Source organism: Mobilicoccus sp. (genome assembly GCF_032060985.1).
In the GTDB taxonomy this organism is placed as follows: domain Bacteria; phylum Actinomycetota; class Actinomycetes; order Actinomycetales; family Dermatophilaceae; genus Mobilicoccus.
Genome location: NZ_DAMBGD010000026.1, coordinates 1 through 20,471, shown reverse-complemented (window position 1 = coordinate 20,471; position 20,471 = coordinate 1). Strand labels below are relative to the sequence as shown.

Annotated in this window: 16 protein-coding genes and 1 other RNA gene; 1 reads left to right on the top strand and 16 read right to left on the bottom strand. The window is 70.2% G+C overall.

Annotated features, from left to right (window positions below; translation table 11 throughout):
- Positions 1 to 3: 3 nt before the first annotated feature.
- The 16 genes from RT054_RS15960 to RT054_RS15885 form a co-directional block, all read right to left on the bottom strand.
- Positions 4 to 1,275 (bottom strand): aspartate kinase, encoded by a 1,272-nt coding sequence (locus RT054_RS15960; protein ID WP_313025542.1) that lies wholly within the window; start codon positions 1,273 to 1,275, stop codon positions 4 to 6.
- A 138-nt stretch (positions 1,276 to 1,413) separates the two neighbouring features.
- Positions 1,414 to 2,070, bottom strand: coding sequence for a DUF5063 domain-containing protein (locus RT054_RS15955; protein ID WP_312722562.1), 657 nt, complete (start codon positions 2,068 to 2,070; stop codon positions 1,414 to 1,416).
- Positions 2,063 to 2,662 carry a recombination mediator RecR gene (recR, locus tag RT054_RS15950; RefSeq protein WP_313025539.1) on the bottom strand — a complete coding sequence of 200 codons (600 nt, stop codon included), beginning with the start codon at positions 2,660 to 2,662 and terminating at the stop codon, positions 2,063 to 2,065. Before recR ends, RT054_RS15955 begins: the two co-directional genes overlap by 8 nt.
- A 207-nt stretch (positions 2,663 to 2,869) precedes the next feature.
- Positions 2,870 to 3,547, bottom strand: a complete 678-nt coding sequence (locus RT054_RS15945; protein ID WP_313025537.1) for a lysophospholipid acyltransferase family protein — start codon at positions 3,545 to 3,547, stop codon at positions 2,870 to 2,872.
- A 642-nt stretch (positions 3,548 to 4,189) separates the two neighbouring features.
- Positions 4,190 to 7,897, bottom strand: a complete 3,708-nt coding sequence (locus RT054_RS15940) for a DNA polymerase III subunit gamma and tau (RefSeq protein WP_313025535.1) — start codon at positions 7,895 to 7,897, stop codon at positions 4,190 to 4,192.
- A 325-nt stretch (positions 7,898 to 8,222) separates the two neighbouring features.
- An RNA gene (gene ffs / locus RT054_RS15935) (signal recognition particle sRNA small type) lies at positions 8,223 to 8,319 on the bottom strand.
- A 79-nt stretch (positions 8,320 to 8,398) separates the two neighbouring features.
- On the bottom strand, positions 8,399 to 10,219 hold the full coding sequence (locus RT054_RS15930; protein ID WP_312717805.1) for a heparinase II/III family protein: 1,821 nt from the start codon (positions 10,217 to 10,219) through the stop codon (positions 8,399 to 8,401).
- A 311-nt stretch (positions 10,220 to 10,530) separates the two neighbouring features.
- A complete protein-coding gene (locus tag RT054_RS15925; protein WP_312717807.1) occupies positions 10,531 to 11,505 on the bottom strand; it encodes a type IV toxin-antitoxin system AbiEi family antitoxin domain-containing protein in 975 nt (324 codons plus the stop codon).
- Positions 11,506 to 11,736: 231 nt separating this feature from the next.
- Entirely contained in the window at positions 11,737 to 12,633 is an 897-nt protein-coding gene (gene flgL / locus RT054_RS15920; protein WP_312717808.1) for a flagellar hook-associated protein FlgL, read from the bottom strand.
- 15 nt (positions 12,634 to 12,648) lie between these two features.
- The gene (gene flgK / locus RT054_RS15915) at positions 12,649 to 14,157 is read right to left on the bottom strand and encodes a flagellar hook-associated protein FlgK (protein ID WP_313025532.1); all 1,509 of its coding nucleotides are present in this window, start codon (positions 14,155 to 14,157) and stop codon (positions 12,649 to 12,651) included.
- 136 nt (positions 14,158 to 14,293) lie between these two features.
- Positions 14,294 to 14,596, bottom strand: coding sequence for a hypothetical protein (locus RT054_RS15910; protein ID WP_313025529.1), 303 nt, complete (start codon positions 14,594 to 14,596; stop codon positions 14,294 to 14,296).
- A gap of 5 nt (positions 14,597 to 14,601) precedes the next feature.
- On the bottom strand, positions 14,602 to 14,991 hold the full coding sequence (fliS, locus tag RT054_RS15905; RefSeq protein WP_313025526.1) for a flagellar export chaperone FliS: 390 nt from the start codon (positions 14,989 to 14,991) through the stop codon (positions 14,602 to 14,604).
- Between the two features lie 29 nt (positions 14,992 to 15,020).
- Positions 15,021 to 16,373, bottom strand: a complete 1,353-nt coding sequence (gene fliD, locus RT054_RS15900) for a flagellar filament capping protein FliD (protein WP_313025524.1) — start codon at positions 16,371 to 16,373, stop codon at positions 15,021 to 15,023.
- Positions 16,374 to 16,476: 103 nt separating this feature from the next.
- The gene (locus RT054_RS15895; protein WP_313025521.1) at positions 16,477 to 17,283 is read right to left on the bottom strand and encodes a flagellin; all 807 of its coding nucleotides are present in this window, start codon (positions 17,281 to 17,283) and stop codon (positions 16,477 to 16,479) included.
- A gap of 214 nt (positions 17,284 to 17,497) precedes the next feature.
- A complete protein-coding gene (locus RT054_RS15890; RefSeq protein WP_313025519.1) occupies positions 17,498 to 18,745 on the bottom strand; it encodes a glycosyltransferase in 1,248 nt (415 codons plus the stop codon).
- Between the two features lie 10 nt (positions 18,746 to 18,755).
- Positions 18,756 to 19,274, bottom strand: coding sequence for a histidine kinase (locus RT054_RS15885; RefSeq protein WP_313025518.1), 519 nt, complete (start codon positions 19,272 to 19,274; stop codon positions 18,756 to 18,758).
- 180 nt (positions 19,275 to 19,454) lie between these two features.
- On the opposite strand from RT054_RS15885, the gene RT054_RS15880 reads away from it, so the two are divergent.
- Positions 19,455 to 20,432: a glycosyltransferase gene (locus RT054_RS15880; RefSeq protein ID WP_313025517.1), complete on the top strand. Its 978-nt coding sequence runs from the start codon at positions 19,455 to 19,457 to the stop codon at positions 20,430 to 20,432.
- Positions 20,433 to 20,471: the final 39 nt, after the last annotated feature.

Here is a 20,471-nt window from a genome sequence, read left to right as displayed (position 1 = left end):
CGCTCACCTCCCGGTGCCTCCGTAGACGACCGCTTCAACGTCGGAGTCCAGGCCGAACGCGCTGTGGACGGCGCGCACGGCGTCGTCGAGCTCGTCGACGCGCGTGATGACGGAGATGCGGATCTCAGAGGTGGAGATCATCTCGATGTTGATGTTGGCCTTGGAGAGCGCCTCGAAGAAGGCCGCGCTCACGCCGGGGTTGGACCGCATGCCCGCGCCGATGAGCGAGAGCTTGCCGATCTGGTCGTCGTACCGCATCGCCTCGAACCCGACCTCCTCGCGCACCTTGTCGAGGGCCTTGACCGCGGCCTGGCCGTCGTTCTTGGGCAGCGTGAAGGAGATGTCGGTGAGGCCGCTCTCCACCGCCGACACGTTCTGCACGATCATGTCGAGGTTGACGCCGGAGTCGGCGACGACGCGGAAGATCTCGGCGGCCTTGCCCGGGCTGTCGGGCACACCCACGATGGTGATCTTGGCCTCGCTGCGGTCGTGCGCGACGCCGGAGATGATCGGAGCCTCCACGTTCTCTTCTCCTTCGTTGGGGCGGTCGAGGATGAGGGTGCCGGGCTTGTTCGAGAACGACGACCGCACGTGGATCGTGATGCCGTACCGGCGCGCGTACTCCACGCAGCGCAGGTGGAGGATCTTCGCGCCGCACGCGGCCATCTCGAGCATCTCCTCGGTGGAGATCTCCTCGAGGCGCCGCGCCGAGGGCACGATGCGGGGGTCGGCGGTGAACACGCCGTCGACGTCGGTGTAGATCTCGCAGACGTCGGCCTCGAGGGCCGAGGCGAGCGCGATGGCGGTGGTGTCGGAGCCGCCGCGACCGAGGGTCGTGATGTTCTTGCTGGTCTGCGAGACGCCCTGGAATCCGGCGACGATCGCGATGTGGCCCTCGTCGAGGGCGGCCTGGATGCGGCCCGGCGTCACCTTGATGATCTTCGCCTGGCCGTGCGCCTCGTCGGTGATGAGGCCGGCCTGGGAGCCGGTGAACGACTGCGCCGTGTGGCCGAGCGTCGCGATCGACATGGCGACGAGCGCCATCGAGATGCGTTCGCCGGCGGTGAGCAGCATGTCCATCTCCCGCAGCGGCGGGAGGGGGCTGACCTGTTCGGCGAGATCGATGAGTTCGTCGGTGGTGTCACCCATGGCGGACACGACGACGCAGACGTCGTGTCCGGCGCGGCGGGTCTCGACGATGCGGCGCGCGACCCGCTTGATGCTCTCGGCATCGGCGAGCGACGAACCACCGTACTTCTGGACGACCAGGGTCACGGGCGTCTCCAGTGCTGGCGTGGCCCGGACCGATGCGAATCGGCCCGGCTGACGCGGGAAGTCTACCGATCTCGCCCATTGGGCACCGTCGTGCCCGGATGACGGAAGGTGGGCGCCGCCGAGAAGGGGTGGACCGACTCAGCGGTGAAGGGCGTCGAACTGGGCCTCGGCGACCATGTCCTCGTCGGCGTCGAGCCGGATGTGGCCGAGGATCGACTGCATGACGCGGAGGGCGTTCGTGGCTCGGGCGCCCCAGGTGGCGAGGTAGCTGAACTGCCACCACCACAGTGCCTCGGTGATGCGCCCGTCGGCGTGGTGCCGCAGTCCGTGCAGGAGCGCGGAGCACACGTCGGCGAGGTCGTCGGACACCCGGGAGCTCGTGACCTCGGCGGTGGTGAGGGGGTCGATGACCTCGGCGCAGTCGTCGATGCCGTGGAGCAGATCCGCGAGCTGCATCCGCAGGGCCTCGACGTCCTCGTCGCTGCCGAGGTCGGCCTCGAACCGCTCACTGGGCACGATGTCGTTGATGACGCCGAGACGGGTGCCGGTGACGAGGACCTGGCTGAGCGCGAGGCAGAGGACGGGCACGGCGGAGTCGGGGACGGCGCCGCCCGCGACCTCGCGGACGACGGAGAGGAACGCGCGGGCCTCGCTCGCGGTCTCCTCGCCCAGCGCGACGAGGTCGGCGTCGAGCTGTTCGGTGGGGGTCACGGAGGACTCCCGGGGGGCGGGCGCGGCGGGCACGTCGGAGGGACGAGCGGCGGTGGGGGACGTGGACTCGGGGACGTCAGGCATGGAGGAGTCTCCTTCCTTCGAAGGCACGACCGAGCGTGATCTCGTCGGCGTACTCGAGGTCGCCTCCCACCGGAAGTCCGGACGCGAGACGACTCACACGCACCCCGACGGTCTTGAGGATGCGGCCGAGGTAGGTGGCCGTGGCCTCCCCCTCGAGGTTGGGATCGGTGGCGATGATGACCTCGTCGACGGTGCCGTCGGCGAGTCGGGTGAGGAGATCGGTGATGCGCAGGTCGTCGGGGCCGATGCCCTCGATGGGGCTGATGGCGCCGCCGAGCACGTGGTAACGACCGCGGAACTCGCGGGTGCGTTCGATGGCGACGACGTCCTTGGGCTCCTCGACGACGCAGATCGCCGAGGGGTCGCGCCGGGGATCGGCACAGATGCGGCACTGTTCGGACTCGGCGACGTTGCCGCACGTCTCGCAGAACCGCACGGTCGCCTTGACCTTCTCGAGCGCCTGCGCGAGCCGCGTCACATCCTCCTCGTCGGCGGAGAGGATGTGGAACGCGATGCGCTGGGCACTCTTGGGCCCGACCCCGGGGAGTCGCCCGAGTTCGTCGATGAGGTCCTGCACTGCGCCTTCGTACACCCCTCCAGCGTACGTCCCTGCTCCGACAACCCTTCGTCCCGAGCGATCGCGGGCCTCGGCGGGGGGGTCCGCTCGCCGACGGGTCGGCGGGTCGGGACGGCGGAACCGGGGTCCGGGCCGGTCGTTGGGCGAGGGCCGAGCGGGCATAGGGGCCGGGGGCGCGCCGAGGACGTCGTGCGGCGGCCGTCGGGGGGTCGTGCCGTGAAGTCAGGCTGCGGGTCGCGGTGGACGAACGTTGTACTCGTCGACGCGTTCCTGGCGGCAGAGACCGGCGATGGCGTCCATCACCTCGTCGGCGACCAGTCGACGGGCCCGTCCCTTCGGGAGGTGGTCGAGGCGGCCGGTGAAGTCGAGCAGCGGGCCGAACGTCACCGACGCCTTGGCGGGTCGGGGGATCCTTGAGCCGACGGGCTGGATCGCCTCGGTGCCGGCCACTCCGACGGGCACGACCGGTGCGCCGGATTCGAGAACGAGGTGTCCGACGCCGGTGTGGCCACGGTAGAGCCGCAGGTCGCGGGAGCGGGTGCCCTCGGGGTAGATCCCGAAGGCGCCGCCCTGCCCCAGGACGCCGAGGGCGAGTTCGAGGGACTTCTGCGCCGCCCGGGGGTCGTCGCGGTCGACGGGGATGGCGCCGGCGATGCCGTCGAAGAAGAAGCGGCTCATCGCCCCGCGCGGGCCGGTGCCGGTGAAGTACTCGGACTTGGCCAGGTAGGCGATCTGTCTCGGTGACGCGGCGGGGATGACGATGCTGTCCCAGAACGAGATGTGATTGCTCGCGATGATGACGGGCCCGGTGCGCGGGATGTTCTCGACACCGCTCACGTCGAGCCGCAGCACGGCCCGCAGCAGGGGCGCGGCCACCGTTCGCGCGAGTCGGTAGTACACGGTTCTCCCCTCATCGACCTGAGACGCGCATCACTCTAGACGGCCGACGCCCTCGACCCGCGCGCTCCCCACGCGGAACCGACGCTCCGTGCCGACGATGCGGGGACGGACGGTCGAGATGCGGAGACGAACGGTCGACGGGCCCGATTCGCCGTCCACACGGGAGACGGATGCGGCACGCCCCGACCGTGGGGCTCACACGGGACGACGACGGCCCGACGATTCCCGGGTAGCCGGACTCACGACGCCGCCGACTCGCGACAGCGAGGCACGAGAAGACTCGCGACAGCGAGGCACGAGAACACGACGACGACCGGTCATCCCCACCTGCGGGTGAACTGCGCCGGAACCGGGCATCCGGCACGGGAACGGGCACGACCGCGGGCACGGGCACCGGCGAGCAGCACCCGGCACAGCCACCAGGCACCGGGCACCCGGAACGGTCACGGGCACCCGGCACCCGGCACCCGGCACCCAGCACCCGGCACGGACGCGGGCACAGGCACCCGGCAACCGGCACCGGGCACCCGGAACGGACGCGGGGCGGGCACAGGCACCCGGCAACCGGCACCGGGCACCCGGCACGGACGCGGGCACGGGCACCGCCACCTCGACCTGGCGAGCGGTCGGCGGGGGCCGTCCTCAGCCCTCTTCCTCAGCGATGACGACGCCGCCGAGGACGTCGGCGATGACGGGCTGGCCGACGGCCGAGGCGTCGGCGATGTCCTCGTCGTCGACGCTGATGTCGTCGTCGGAGCCACGCGGCCGGGTCGGGGCCGAGTCGGCGTGGTGGCCGTTGCGTCGGGCCGCCCGGATCGCCTCTCGGGCCTGAGCGGCGCCGGGGTGCACATGACGCCTGGTTTCACCCCCGGCAGCCGACCGCTCGCGGCCCTCGGCGTTCCCCGTGCGTCGAGACTCGCCGCCCGATTCCGACCTCGCGGCCCGAGACCCGTCGTCGAGGGAGGTCGCCGGCGTCGTGGGTCGTCGCAGGCGACCGCGGGCGGAACGGTCGAGGGGCGATCCACCGCGACCGCTCGACTCACGGGCTGCGGGCGGACCGGAAGGGGCCGCACCCGAGCCGGGTGGGTAGGCATCCTCGGGTGGCCAGCCGTCGTCGGGGGGCACGTCATCCGGCGGAGGGGCGTCGTCGTCGCTCGGCGGCGGCCGATCGTCGTCGGCCCACGACGACGCGTCCGGGCCGCCCGTGGGCGCGTATCGACGACCACGGGCCCGCTCCCCGCTCCGAGCCGGGGCGTCGGCGCGGGATCCACCTCGGCCCGCGTCCTCTGGCCGAGCGCCGATCGTCTCGCGAGACCGTGGAGCCTCGGTGTCGGCCGATCCCGACCGTCCCCACGCCGCGCCGGCCCCCGGCCCACCGGTCGTCCCGTCCACGCCACTGCGGTCTTGTCCGCTGACGTCGCGTCCGCTGACGTCGCGTCCGCTGACGTCGCGTCCGCTGACCTCGTGTCCACCGTGTTCCGGACCGAGGTCGCGGCCGCCACGGTGGGGCGCGTCGATGTCGGAGCCACCACGCCCGGGCCCACCCCGGTCGGGACCAGGGCCTTGCCCGACACCACCGGCGCCACCGACGCCTCCACTCGCTCCGGACTCACCGTTCTCACGGCTGCCACCGGCACCACCGGGCGCGCGCGGCGTCGGCGCACCGGCACCATGGGACGCCTGTCCGGCAGACGTCGGATCGCCGTGCATCGGACCGCCGGGACCGTGGGGACCGTCGGGACCGCCGGGCGTCGGGCCACTCGGCCCCCCGGATCGGGAACGACCGGGACCCCCGGACGCCGGACCGCCGAACCCCGATCCACCGGACGCCGAACCACGTGGCCCACCGGAGCCACCCGGACCACCTGACGTGGGCGCACCGGATCCTCCAGGCCCGCCACGACCGCCGGGGCCGTTCCCGTCCGTCCCTCCGTGGTCGCCAGGCCCTCCGCCTGTCGGGCCCACCGGACCACCGCCCCGTCTCGCGAGCACGGCGGGGCCCTCTCCGGCGGGGATCCCCTCGACCCTGGTGTCGACGCCGAGGGCCTCGCTCAGCGCCTGACGGACGACCTCGGCGTGGGGCCCGTTGCGGAACGTGGTGGCGAGGCCGGCCGTCGACAGGCCGAGGAGCAGCCGCGATCCGTCGTAGTCGAGCACCTGCGCGTGCTCGGAGAGGAAGGTCCAGGTGACCCGCCGGATGCCGAAGATCCGTTGGAGCACGTCGGGCCAGTTGCGCCGGATCATGTCGGTGTCGACACCGCCACGAGGCCCGAGAGAACGGCCCCCACCCCCCGCCGCGGCGGAGGGTGCCTCGTCGTCGGGGCCGCGCCCCAGGCCCGCACGTTCGGGACCCACGTCTCCGTGGGGACCTCGGTGCTGAGCAGACCCCTCACCCCGGCCCTGCTGCTCCGAGCTGCGCCCGCGACCGGCGTCGGTGTCTCCCTCGAGCGATCGGTGTCGGGACGACCCGTCGCGAGAGCCGGGCCGACCCGAACCCGGTTCCCGGCCCACGTCGGCACCGTGTCCACGTCCCTCGCCGCCGGGACCGCCTCGATCCGCGGGGCTCTGGCCGGGCGCGTGCTGATCGCCGGCATGCCCGGGCGGTCGGCGGCGCGACGCCTCATCCCCGCCGGGTCCGGCACCGGTCGCCCCCTCGCCGACAGCCGCTGCTCCGTCGACCTCGGATCGCGCACCCGCGTTCTCGGTGGGCGAGTCTGCGCCCGAAGGACGGGCCGAGTCCCCGGCGCGGCCCGCCGGGGCGTGGGCACCATCGTGTGCGTCGTCGCGCGCGCCGCGCCCGTCGGGTTGTGCGGCCGAGCCCTCGACCGCGCCGCCCTGCGCCGAGCCGCCGTCGAGCGCGTCCGGACCTGCGCCCCGGTCGCGGCTGAGGTCGCCGCCGTCCTGCGTCTCGAGTCCGACGGCGCCCGATCGACTCTCCACGGGCGAGCGCCCCTCCCCGCCCGATCGCGCGGTCACGCCCCGGGACTCGGCACCCCGCGACGCCTGGTCACGCCACCCCGCGGGTGCGCCGGCACCCCGGGATCCGTCCTCACCCCGACGCTCCGCTGCCCCGACGGGCCGCGCCTGCGCCGACGCCTCCCCCGACACCGTCTCCCCCACCGGCATCTGCGACGCGGCCGCCTGGGCGGGGATCGGCGCCGCGATGCCTCCGCCGACGTCGAGACGCCGTTCGAGACGGTCGAGTCGGGCGGCGTATCCGTGCTCTCCCGCGCCCGTGGGGAGAAGCAGTCGCGCACAAAGCAGTTCGAGCTGGAGGCGCGGCGAGGTCGCGCCGGTCATCTCGGTGAGGCCGGCGTTGACGATGTCGGCCGCGTACGACAACTGCCCCGGCCCGAAGGCGCCGGCCTGCTGCCGCATGCGGGTGATCTGGTCCTCCGGCAGGCCGCGCAGCACCGCGGAGATCTGCGCCTCCGCATCGGTGGCCTGACTCACGGCGGAGAGCACGATGAGATCCCGGAACCGTTCGAGGACGTCCTCGACGAAGCGACGCGGATCCTGCCCCGTCTCGATGACTCGGTCGACCTGCCGGAACACCCCGGCCCCGTCACCGGCCGCGATGGCGTCGACGGTCGCGTCGAGCAGCTCCCCCTCGGTGAACCCCAGCAGCGCCGCCGCACCCGCGTACGTGAGGCCCTCCTCGTTCGACCCGGCGATGAGCTGGTCGAGCACCGACAGCGAGTCCCGCACCGAACCCCCACCGGCGCGGATGACGAACGACAGCACCCCGGGCTCGACGGCGACACCCTCCCGCTCGCAGAGTTCCTCCAGGTAGTCCTGCAGCCGGGCGGGCGGCACGAGCCGGAACGGATAGTGGTGCGTGCGCGACCGGATCGTGCCGATGACCTTGTCGGGCTCCGTGGTGGCGAAGACGAACTTCACGTGCTCCGGCGGCTCCTCGACGATCTTGAGCAGGGCGTTGAAGCCCTGCGGCGTGACCATGTGCGCCTCGTCGATGATGTAGACCTTGAACCGCGACTGCGCCGGCCCGTACGCGGCCTTCTCACGCAGGTCGCGGGCGTCGTCGACACCGCCGTGGGAGGCCGCGTCGATCTCGATGACATCCACGCTGCCGGTGCCGCCGGTCGCGAGCGCCCGGCACGAGTCACACTCCCCGCACGGCGTGGCCGTGGGCCCCTGCTCGCAGTTGAGGCAGCGCGCGAGGATGCGTGCCGACGTCGTCTTGCCGCAGCCCCGCGGCCCGCTGAACAGGTAGGCATGGCCGATGCGTCCGCTGCGCAGGGCCTGCATGAGCGGCTCGGTGACGTGTTCCTGCCCGATGACCTCGGCGAAGTCCTGCGGGCGGTAACGGCGGTACAGGGCTGTGGTCACGTTCCGAAGGCTATCCGTCGTCGCCGACAACCCTTCGGGAACGGCGACCTCGACGACCCACCGCGAGCCCCCGGGGTGGCCGTCACGAGCGCGTCGGGTGATCGACGGGGCGGTCGGGACGACGGAGCGCAGGACGGGCCCCGACCCTCCCGCCTCGGACCCCCACCCCTCGCCGACCGCCGGTGCACCCTCATCGGGGACTCGACTCGAGGTCGCAGGCAGCGCGGTGGCCAGGTGGTCGTCAGCGCAGCCACCTGACGGCATCCTCACGTGCGATCTCCCGTCAGGAGCCGCGAGCGCGCCCTCGCCACCTCGTCCGCGGGCATGAGAGGACCCCCCGCGTACCTGGAAGAGCTCACTTACCCTTGCTGCATTCCTGCCCTGGGGGGTTTGGGTGAGGTACCACCACGCGGGGGGCCGTCCCTCACTGTAGTCGAGGGGGCCGGTGGGCGTGAAACGCATGGCCACCCGCCCCGGCCCGCGGCAGGCGGGGTGGCGGCCTCAGCGCACCCGCGTGAGCGTGCCCGCCCCGTCGAGAGTGACCACGGCCGTGGAGGATCCGACCCGGAACGTGTAGGTCGTGCTCGACCCCGTGACCACGGGGGTCACCGACACCCGCGCCGAGCCCGGGCTCGCGACGACGGCGGTGACCATCGCGGCGCGAGTGCCCTTCTGCGTCACGGTCGCCACGGGCGCGGCGAAGCGGTGGCCGACGTCGGTCCACTGCCATCCGTTGATCGGTTTCGTGGAGCCACGCACGACGCCGATCGGCGCCTGCTTGACCCCCGCGGCCGGCAGCTGCAGCAGCGTCGTCGTCACCCCACCCTTCGACGCCGTGGCCCGCGTGCCCTTGCCCGCGAGGGAGACGTCGTAGGGCAGGTGCCAGTACTGGGTGAACGTCGTCGGCTTGGTCGAGACCGCCGTGTCCACGGCGACGACGATGTCGGGATCCGACAGCACGAGGACGCTCCGGGCCCGGGTGGCAGTCGAGACGGGCTTGTCGGTGAAGCGGAAGAAGTCGGCCCGGTCGCCGAGCCGGGAGCGGGCCAGGGTCGTCGCCGATCCGTTGCGCATCCCCGCCACGACGAGCTGGTTGTGCGCTTCGGGACCGATGTAGTGCCGGCGCCAGGCGTCCTGGTTGTAGGACCCCGTGCCGGTGTCGGCGAGAATCGGCCGACCCTGGGTGTGCCACGTGATGGCCGTGTGGTCGCTGTGACCATGACCGACGCGCACCGGACCGAACCGCAGCGCGTAGCTCGACTCCTTCGACGGGGCGCGGTCGCGTCCCTCGGCGCCCCACCCGGAGCGGCCGAACACGTACCCCGCGCCGTAGACCTTGACGCGTTCGGTGGGGGCTCTGCCCTGCTTGCCGTCGGTGACGACCCACAGTTGCTCGGGGGTGAGGTCACCCTGTGGCCGTTCGGTCTGGGTGTCGCCGAGCTGGTGGTAGGTGCCGTCGGGACGGAGAGCGTGGACGAGGAACGTCTGGAGCCCGGCCCGGCGGGCCTTGATGGTCCGGGCCGCAGGAGTGCTGACCCCGCACGCGGACAGGGCCTCGTCGACGTATCCCCACAGGGCGAAGTTGTACCGGGCGTACCCCACGGACTGTTCGTTGTTCGCGCCCTGGGCGTCGATGACCCGGGTGATGTCACGGCTCAGCTTGGTGACGGCGTAGTCCCGCAGGTCGCGACGGCCGAGGGTGCAACCGACGCCCATGACGGCGAGGGTCTGGTCGGTGCCCACGTTGTGGTCGGGCCAGGTGTTCTTCTTCAGCCAGGCCGCGTGTTGCAGGAGGGAGGCGTCGAGCCACGAGGGCGCGGGCCGGCCGAGCTCCGCCAGCCCGCGTCGGATGCACATGAGGGTGTCGGCGCGGGTGTGGGTCGCGTTGCCGGCGCCGGGTCCCGTGGGCCAGGGGTAGGGATTGTCGCGGATCCAGTCCTGAGCGATGGCGAGCGCGCCGTCGATCGCGCGGGGATCGCGGTCCTTGTGGAAGCCCCGGGTCGACTTGTCGACGTAGGCGCCGGTCCACTGCAAACCGTGGAAGAGGGTCTTCCACGAGTCCTGGCGGTGCGGATCGCGACTCCAGTCGATGTCGTGGCGCCCGTTGCCGACCTTCGTCCGCTTGTACGCCGACCAGGTGAACAGGTCGCGGTCCAGGTCCGACACCGCGTTGGAGTAGTTAAGCAACCCGTATCCGCGGCACGGGTAACTCTCCGACCCGGTCGAGGCCGCAGCCGAGACGGTCGGCTGGAGCGCACCGGTCATCGGTGCGAGGAGCATGCCGGTGGTCGACGCGGCGACCGCAGCGTGGCGAAGACGCACGATCGGATCCTTCCGTGGGGCGTGTCGGCGCGGTTCCCTCCGCACCCGCCTCCCTATCGGCGCCCGACCGGCGGTGCTGACCTCTCCGCGGCAGCGCGGGGGTGATGCCTGCCGGCAGGGGTATCGCGGCGACCCGGGGCGCCGGCGCTCGGTGACGCGGTCGAAGCCGGCGCTTCGGGCGGGTGGCTCGCGGTGATGTGGCAATGTCGGCGGAGTCGACCTGCACCCGGTCACACCCCCAACCCGCTGACCTGTCGTGACGCCTCGGCCCGCGGCCCGAGCCGCACCTCGACTTCGTCGAGATTGCCACCTCAGTCGCCAGACCGTGCCGTGCGCATCGCCTCGAGGGTCGTGGCGCGGACCCACCCCGGGTCGCTGCGAACCTGCGGAAGGGTGAACCTCAGCACCGTCCAGCCCGCGGCGACCAACTCGGTGTAGCGACGGCAGTCGGCGTAGAACCGCTCCTCCGTGCCGTGGAACTCCCGACTCTCGCCCTCGACGACGAGGCGACGGGACACGTCGGCGAGGTCGACGCGGGTGGTGCGGCTCAGTCCGGTGATGGGCACCTGGGTCTGCAGGTGCACACCGTCCACGTCGAGCAGGACTGCGCGCAGTGCCGATTCGAAGGGGTTGGCGGCCCCGCCGTCGGCGTGGCGACACACCCGTCGCACGCGCTCCACGTGCCGGCCCCTGGCGAGGTGGCCGGCCTCGACGAGCTCGTGCGGGCCTACCGCCCCCGAGCGCAGCGCCGAATCGGCGATGGCCAGGGCTTCGTCGAAGGGCAGGAGCCGCGCGGCGTCGAGGACGGTCCGGATCGGGCTGGTCACGGCCTCGAGGAGTTCGTCGGCGGAGAGGGCGACGTGGCGGAACCGAGCGCCCGAGCCGGTTGGACGGTGGCGCCCCCGCGGGAGGGCGATCTCGATGGTCCGGGGTTGTACGAGGATCGGCCACTGATGATGAGCGGCGGCGCACCGGAGGGCGAGGGCCCCTCGGTAGGCGCGGGCGCGGGCGTGACGGCGGATGAGGACGAGGGCCTCGGCGGGGCCCGGCCCCTCGTCCCAGCGGGCCCAGGAACGAACCGCGCCGTCGGGATCGCCGTCGACGTCGAGGGCGGCGATGTGCGGAAAGCAATAGAAGCCGTGGTGGAGGCGGGCAAGGTCACCCCGCCGTACGGCTCGACACAGCGTCGAGGGGGACGCGGCCGCCCGCAGGTCGGCGGTCGTCGCGACGCCACCGAGGTCGAGGAGCAGGTGGGACAGGGCGGGGAGGGAGCTGCGAGCAGGCATGCCGACACGCTGGCGGCGCCCTGTGCCCACGATGGCAGGTTGTCCACCGAGGGCGGTGTGGCAATGTCAGCGGAGTCGAGGGTGTGGACAGGCCTTGGTCACGCTGCTGACCTGCGCGAATACCCGACTCCCGGCTGCCGGCCTGCGCTCGACTTCGCTGACATTGCCAGATGCACGCCGGTGGAGGGGCACGCACGGCTCGAAGCGCGGCGCCCCTCCTCCGGCGTGCGGTCAGCGGATGAAGTCCATGAGCGAGGGCTGGATGATCTTGGCCGACGCCGACAGGGCGGCCTGGTAGGCGTTGGACTGGATCGAGAGGTCCATCGCCGCCTTGAGGAAGTCGGTGTCCTCGACCTTGGACAGGGCGATCGTGGCGGCGTCGTCCTGGCGCCCGTTGAGCTTCTCCAGCGCGGCGAGCCGCACGGAGCGCACACCCACCGAGGACTGGACGTTGCTGATGTTCTCGCGGAGGGCGTCGACATCGCCGAGCCCGTCCTTGATCCCCTCCGAGTCGCCGGATTCGATGGCGGCGGCGAGCTTGTCGAGGGCGCCGGTGTCCTTGACGAGGGCGTCGCCGAAGGCCTCCTGCCCGTTGACGCCGACGTTCATCTGTCCCGCGTCCCCGGGTGAGTCGCTCACCTGGCGCAGGACGGGAAGGGTGTTGCCCTGGAAGGTGCCGTCGACGTCGAAGGCGTTGTCCTCCGGGGTCGTACCGCCGAACAACGGCTGGCCGGCGTACTGGCTGTTGGCCTGCTGGAGCAGCCCCTCGCGCAGGCCGCGCACCTGCTCGGCGATGGCCTTGCGTTCGCCGGGGCCGAGGGTGCCGTTGGCGGCCTGGATGACCGAGCTGCGGATGGACTGCACCATCGCGTTGGCCTGGCTGAGGGCGTCGTCGGAGGCCTGGAGCCGGGAGAGCCCGTCGGTGATGTTGGCGCCGAACTGGGCGAGCTGACTCTGTTCGGTTCGAAAGCGCAGGGCCTGGACGGTGCCGACGGGATCGTCGGAAGGGCGGTTGAGCCGCTTGCCGGTGGTGAGTTCCTCCTGCGTCTGCTGGAGGCGGCCTTGGCTCAGGTTGAGACCGGCGAGCTGCGTCCGGTTCATCGAGTTCTGGGTGATGCGTAGAGACATCGTCGCGTCCTCCTATCAGCGCTTCATGTTGATGAGGGTGTCCAGCGCCTGATCGATCGTGGAGATGAACTTCGCGGCCGCGGCGAACGAGTGCTGGTACTGGATCATGTTCGTCATCTCCTCGTTGAGGGAGACGCCGGAGACGTTGTCGCGGGCGTCGAGCGCTTGACGCACGACGTTCTCCTGGACCGTGACGTTGCGGTTGACGGATTGGGAGTGCACCCCGAGGTTGACGACGAGGGAGTTGTAAGCTGCGTCGGGCCCGTCGTCGCGGCCGATGTGGCGCGACATCGCGAGGGCGTTGTCGCCGTCGAGGCTGGCCGGGTGGGTCACGCCGTTGGAGTCAGTCAAGGGGCCCGTGGGGTTGCCGCGGGAGATGGCGAGGTCGTTGGCGACGGCGCCGGCAGCGATGCGGATGTTTCCGGCGGTGACCGTGGTGCCGCCGTCGGAGGCGACGAAAAGGTCAATGCGGGTGTCGCCGGAGACGGTGTAGCCGAGGCCCTGTTGTGCGTTGACGATGTCGGCGAGTTGCGCTGCGATCTGATCGAACTGGGCCATGTAGGTGGGGACGATGTCGTTGAGCGCCGTGAGCTGGCCGTTCATGCGGCCACTGGAGAGATCCATCACCTCGCCGGCACCCGGCGCGTTCGGGTCTCCGTCGGCACCGTTCGTGAACAGGATCTGCAGAGGTTGAGGCGCTGAGCCGTCGACCGGATATTCGCCCCCGTTGGGGTCGTGGACCTCGATGGTGGCGGCGTTGGTGCCGTAGACGAGGGCCTTGTCGCCGATTATCACGTCGACGGCCTGGCTGGGGAAGTTGACGTCGGCGTCCATCTGCGAGGCGCGGACGGTGGCGCCGGTGAGGTCGGCGAGCTTGGCGATGAGCACGTCGCGCTGGTCGAGGAGTTCGTTGCTCGGTACCCGGTTGATGTCGTTGTTGCGGATCGCGGTGTTGAGCTTGGCGATGTCCTCGGCCATCTTGTTGACGGCGGTGACGTTGGCGGCGAGTTCGACGGTGGTGTCGTGCCATTGGGTGGTCGTCGCGTTGCTCAGGTGGTTGAGCTGGGCGGCGACCTCCTTGGCCCGTTCGAGCGCGGCGGACCGCGGTGCGGCGTTGGCGACACTGGGGCTGTTGCCGGCGGCGCCCATGGCGTTCCACATCTCGCCGAGCTTCTTGTGCAGGCCGGTCTCGCTGGGCTCGCTCACGGTGCGCTCGAGCGCGGCCATCGTCTTCTGCTGTTCGGAGAGGTTGCCGAGGGCGGCGTTGCTGTTGTTGGCGCGGGCGACGAGGAAGGCGTCGGTCATGCGGGTGACGCTCGTGACGCGGACGCCTTCGCCGGTGCCGTCGTAGCGGGACCAGAATGCGGGGACCCCGGGGCCGCCGACGGCCTCCTGGTTGACGCGCTGGCGGGAGTAGCCTTCCGTGGCGGAGTTGGCGATGTTCTGGCCGGTGACGTTGAGGCCTCGCTGGGCAGCGTGGATCGCCGACGTGCCGATGTGCAGGCCGCTGAACGCTGCAACCATGGTCTGTTCCTCATCCGTGAGTCAGGGGGCGTCGTGGGTGCCCGGGTGGTCCGTCCTCGACGTCGTGGACGGTCGTCTCCCTATCGGTGTGGGGGGTCCGGAGCTGAGAGCCGGCACCTTGTCCAGGGTCGGGGCGTCACACCGAGCTGTCGAGGTAGAGGGATACGGCGGCTGCCGTTCCTCGGTGGCTCTGCCGCTCGAGGTGTGCGAGGTCGTTCTCCGCCGCATTCATGGCGTACTGCACGAAGGTGCTCAGCAGCCCGATGCGACTGATGAGATGGGTGACGCGAGGATGTAGTGCCAGCGGGAGAGGCCCGAGGTCAGTCGGTTCCTGCCATGCGGGGACGATGCCGGTCTCGCCGTGGCGGACAGCCTCCTCATGAGCGTCGAGCTCGTTCTCCATGTCGGTGAGGAATTGATGCCACTCGCTCTGGCCCACGTTCGTCACCGCTCGCCGGTGGCGCCCTGATCGGCAGCCTGATGCCAGGCCTCGCTGAGCGGGACGAGCACGTCGCGCACGTCGTGGACGATGGTGACGTTCTTCTCGACGTTCGCCGTGACGAGCATGTCGATGCACCACTCGTAGATGCGCTTGAGGTTCTCCCCCTCAGGCCACACCGAGGTGTCGAGCGTGATGTGGAACTCCCTCAGGATGTCCTGGGCGTGGGTGAGCGCGTTGTGAGCCGCCTGCACCTGCCGTGCCCGCAGGCCCACCTCCGCATCGTTGAGATCCTTGAGCAGCCGGTCGTACAGCATGGTGACGAGCTTGGCCGGAGAGGCCGTCGTGACGGCCTCTCTGGCGTAACGATTGCGGAGGTGAGCCTGAGCGGTCATGAAATCCGTCCTTCGTGACGAGCCGGCGGTCAGCCGGTGGGGAGCGCGGCGAGCTGGCCGGAGAGCCAGTTCCCCTGCGCCTGCATCTTAGAGAGCAGTGACTCCATCGCACTGAATTGCTGCTTGAGCGTCTGCTCGCGCAAGGTCATCCGCTGCTCGAACTTGACGAGTTGATCCGAGTACCCCTTGACCGAGTCCTGCTCGGCCTGGATACGCATGGTCACCGTCCCATCGGCAGCACTGGTCGCACGCTTACTCACGTCCGCGATCTTTGAGGCGATGGTGGCGGCGGCGGCCACGACGGTGTCGGGATCACTCTTGTAGCTGGCCGTGAACTTGCTCTTGTCGAACTTCAGTGTCCCGTCGCGCTCCATGGAGATACCGAGCGAGGCGGGTGTGGCGGTCGAGGAGCCGGAGATCGAGTTCTGGATGTCTTGAACCAACGCTCTAGTCATCGAGTCACCGAGGAGAGGGCCCCCGGTCTTCTTGTCCGAGTCCCACCGGTTGTTCTTCGTCACCGTGGCCATGGCGTCGTTCGCCGCCTTGACGAAGGCCTCGAGTTTGTCGGCCATGCCGTCGACGTTCGGGGTGAGCTCGACGGTCACCGGCGCCCCCGGGTCGACCTTGACCGGGGTGATGGTGACGCCGGGGATCACGTCCTTGACGTCACGGGTGGGTGAAGTGACGTCGAAGGCAGCGGCCCCCTCCCCGACCGTCAGGACGGTGTCTCGCGGGGCGGTGAGCTGGTTGAACGCGCCGAGGACCGATGTCGCGGTCGGCACGGTGGCCCCGTCTGCCACCGTGACCTCGCTGGTCGCCCCGGTGGCCGCGGAGGTGATCTGCAGCCGGTAGGAGTTGGGGGCGACCTGCACTGCCGTGGCCCTGACCCCGGCGTTGCTCTGGTTGATGGTCGCCGCCACGTCCTTGAGCGTCGCGCCGGCAGCGACGTCGATGGTGGCCGACTTGTCGCCGGAGCCCACGGTGAAGGAGAACGGATCCTCGCTCACCCGTTGGTCCGCCGCGAAGGTCGAGCCGAACGTACCGGACCCGGCCTGCGCGATGCTCTTCACCGTGAAGGTGAGTGAGCCCGCCGCGGCGGCCTCTGTCGTCGTGACGGTGGCGACGGCCTCGTTCGAGGACTTCGCCGCAACCGCGGTGAACGCGGACCCGCCCCCCAGCAGACGGTCCGGCACGAGCGCCTTGGCCGCATCCCCGAGGGATTTGAGCTGCCCGTTCAACGTGGTCAACGTCGTGACGAGCGATTGGGCGGTTGCTTTGCTCTGAGTCAGGCCCTTGCCCGACAGCCGCTCGACCTGCATGAGCTGAGAGACCATCGAGGCGGTGTCGATTCCGCTTCCGAGGCCGGAGATCGTCATTCCCATGGTGCTGCTCCTTCCGTGGAACCTGCCGCCGCAACCACCGAGGGGGCGTGGGCGAGATGCCCACGCCCCCTCGGAGTCATGCGACTAACTGGGACGCTTCTGGTCAGCCCAGGAGACGCAGGACGCCCTGCGTGCTCTGGTTGGCCTGAGCGAGCATCGCGGTACCGGCCTGCTGGAGGATCTGCGAACGGGTGAAGTTCGTCATCTCCTTGGCCATGTCGGTGTCGCGGATACGGCTCTCCGAAGCGGCGAGGTTCTCGGCCGACACGCTGAGGTTCTTGATCGTGTGGTCGAGGCGGTTCTGAACGGCACCGAGGTTGGAACGCGCCGTGGACACGTCGCCGATGGCCTTGTCAATGGCATCGAAAGCGTCATCGCTGCCGCCGCTGACGTCCACACTGGCCAGGTCGCCGGCCACCGTCGCCAGGTCGCCCAGCGTGAAGACGAGCGCATCGCCCTTGTTTGCACCGACCTGCAGGGTCATCGTGGCACCGCCGAGGAGGGTAGCGCCGTTGAAGTTCGTCCGGCTCGCGATGGCGCCGATCTCGCTGACGAGCTGCTTGATCTCGGCCTGGATCTGTTCCTTGTTGCTGGCCGAGTTGGTACCGTTGGAGGCCTGCACCGTCAGGGTCCGCATGCGCTGCAGCATGGAGTGGACCTCGTTCATGGCGCCTTCCGCGGTCTGCACCATGCTGATGCCGTCCTGTGCGTTGGCCGTGGCCTGGTTGAGGCCGTTGACCTGGGAACGCAGGTTCTCCGAGATGGACAGACCAGCCGCATCGTCGGCCGCGCGGTTGATACGAAGACCCGAGGAGAGGCGCTCGAGCGAGGTCTGCATCGAACCCTGCGTACCCGTGAGGTTGCGGTAGGAGTTGAGCGCCGCGACGTTGGTGTTGATCTGAAGACCCATGATGAAGCTCCTTCGTGGATGTGGGGTCCGAGCCGCCGTCCGTGGCGGTCCCGAGGCTTCTCGCCATGAGAAGCCGGCTCGAGGCTGAGGGCCCCGGCTGATGCCGGAGACCCTTTCCCCGACACCCAGAACATCGTCATGTCGACGCAGACCTGAAGCTTTTCGAGCGAGCCAAACTTCGATCCTCCAGGCCTCGACGAGGCCCCCGGTAGGTTCAGAGCGCCTGCTCACCTGTGGCGCAACGCCATACGGCGTCGGCGCGCTTGTCGCCCTCGCCGGCGAGCCGTTCGAATTCAGTCACGACCTGATCCAGATGTCCCCGGTCTGCGGCTCGCAGGCGTGCCGTGAGTTCCTCGGCAGGCCGGTCCCCCCACATCAGGGTCAACAGACGGGCGAAACCCTTGACACCGTGACCGGCCATGAGTTCGACCGCATCGTCAATGGCGCGTGCCGTCTCTCCCACCTCGGCGGCGGCGAGCATCCGAGCCTGAAGAAGTGGGGCTAGCCCATGTCGTTCACCGAGGGCCGAGACGGGGGCACTCACCCCTTGAAGGGCGTCAAGAGCTTGCTGAGCTCGACCCGCCGCGGTGAAGGCCTGGGCGGTCAGCCATGCGACGAGGTTGGCGTCACTCCCCTCTCTCTGCATGGCCTGGAGGAACGGCACGGCCTCGCTCGGCCGACCGATTTCGATGTGCGCGCGGGCGAGCAACTCCGCGGCGTACAGCCGAAAGGTCGTGTCGGCGGCGTATGAGCGCGCCTCCAGCCAGTCGGGAGTACCGGCCGCCCAGTCTCCACCGAGGCTCCGTGAGCGCCCCCGGTTGACGAGCGCCTCGACAAGCAGCCGTGCATCAGCACCCTGTCCGCGGGCGGCCTCGACCTCCAGGTCCCCGATACGGGTGTTTCGCCGATGTCGCCGCGTCATGGCCTCGCCGGGCTCGTAGCCGACGTGCCGTACGTGGAGCGCCTCGCGTGGGATCGCCCGAACTCGCAGGGTGCCACCGTCACGCGGGACGACGATCTCGTGAATGCGATTGCGGAAGCAGGCGCGGGCGGGACGGAAGATCCGGATCATGGGTGCGGTGTTGACGACCTGGCCGTCCCGCACGTCGTCGAGCTCGAAGACGAGGGCGTCGAGGTCCTGCCTCTCCGCCGCGAGAAGAGCGGCGTGCAACAGCGCAGGACGCACCACCACACGCTCATCGGCGTCCAGGGACAGAACCCACGAGGTCCCACTCATGGCGACGGCCTCATTGCGTGCCCGCGCGAAGTCGTCATCCCAATACCCGACGCGGACGGTGGCACCGGCGGACCGGGCGATGTTCATGGTCGCGTCCACCGACCCGGTGTCGTACAGGCATGCGGGGGCCGCCATGGGCCCGAGGAGACTCAAGGACTGCAGTGCCCCGGGCAGGAACCGCTGCTCATCACGCGCGATCATGACCGGCGTGATCAGGGGCCGCACGATCCGACCTTCAGGCGGTAAAGGCATCGAGCCGGGCGCGGAGCGCGGGCCCGCTGCCCTGGTTCATACACTCCGACCACGACTCCGCCTCGTGACGCCGGACGAGATCGTGCATGCGCATGATCAGGCCGCCGACCTGCACAATGAGCTCCCCAACATCACCAGCAGGGACGACAGCCGAGTCATACGGTTGATCGGCGGCCTCGTCGAAGGAGAGCACTTCCAGCCCCTCCAGGGGCGAGGACACCGCACCGGCGAAGACACCCTCGGCCAACGTCTGCACACAGGCCGCATCGTCCTCCGTGGGAGCATGCGGAACCGCAAAGGCCAGTTGCAGCGGCAGTCCGGGCGTCACGATGGCCCGAAAGGCCCGCAGAAGCGTCAACGGGACGGCCGCGTCCGTCCAGTCGGCCGCGACGATCAGTCGCACGGGGCGTCGAGTGGTGTCATCGTGCAGGCCTGGTGCATCGACGCTCTCCAGCTGACGGATGAGGTCGTTCAGATCTACCGAGGATGTCTGGTCACTCACGGCGTCATCTCTTTCGGGGGGCGGGCGCGATGGGTCCGATCGCATGCTCCCCATCGGCGTCGATCATCCTTGCCTGAGCGCGTCAGTCGGGCAGTCCCCTCGACAACGAGCTCAATACGCGTGGCGAATGGGCGATAAGGAGAAGGCCGCATCCCATTCACCCAGAAGGACACCGCCGCCGTGCCCTCCCCCCGGGTCGCCCTCGCCATGATCGTCCGCGACGAACAGCGCTCGCTGGGCCGCGCCCTCGACAGCGCCATGGCCCTCTTCGACGAGGTCGTCGTGGTCGACACCGGTTCGAGGGATGCGACCGTGACGATCGCACTGGACCACGGCGCACGGGTCTGCCACGTCCCCTGGACCGATGACTTCGCCGCCGCGAGAAACGCCGCTCTCGGCGCGACCCATGCCGACTTCACCGCGATGATCGACGCCGACGAGTGGATCGAGCCTCGCACTGTGGACCCCGTTCGCGAATGGGCCGCCCAGGCCACCCCGTTGACAGCCGGCTCTTTCACCATCGTGAGCGATGCGGAGTCCGAGGGGCATGTGCTGAGGACGCGGGCCGACATCGTGCGCGTCCTTCCACGGGGATGCCGGTTCGAGGGCCGCATCCACGAGCAGGCGACGGGTTTCGCGCAACTCATCCCCGTCACCGGCCTGCTCGTCCGACATGACGGATACCGCTCTGCCCAGCTCGCCCGGAAGAAGGGCCGCAATGAGCGGCTTCTGCGCGCCCTGCTCGTAGAGACCCCCGACGATCCATATCGACGTTTTCAGCTGGGCCGAGAACGGCAGATCGCCGGTGACCCCACCGAGGCGGCGACCTGTTACCTCGCGGCCCTGCCGCACGTCGACGACACCACACCCTGGGGTGATGAGCTCCGATCACGGTTGATCTTTTGCCTTCACCGGTCCGGAAGGACGCAGGAGGCCTGGGAACTGACGACCACGCTGCTTCGACGATCGCCGTCGGCAGAGGTGCTCTTCGCGGCCGGGAACTTCTTCCTCGACCTGGCGGTCGCCATGCCAGCACGTCGGCACCGATTCCTCTCGATGGCGCGTCATGCGTGGCAGGCCTGCCTCGACCTTGGCGACCCCACCGATGGGCGCGACTACACGCCCGGATGCGGCAGTTTCCTGGCTCTTCGACTTTGAGCGTGGTGTGGGTGTTCACGCCGCGATCGGTGTCGGCGC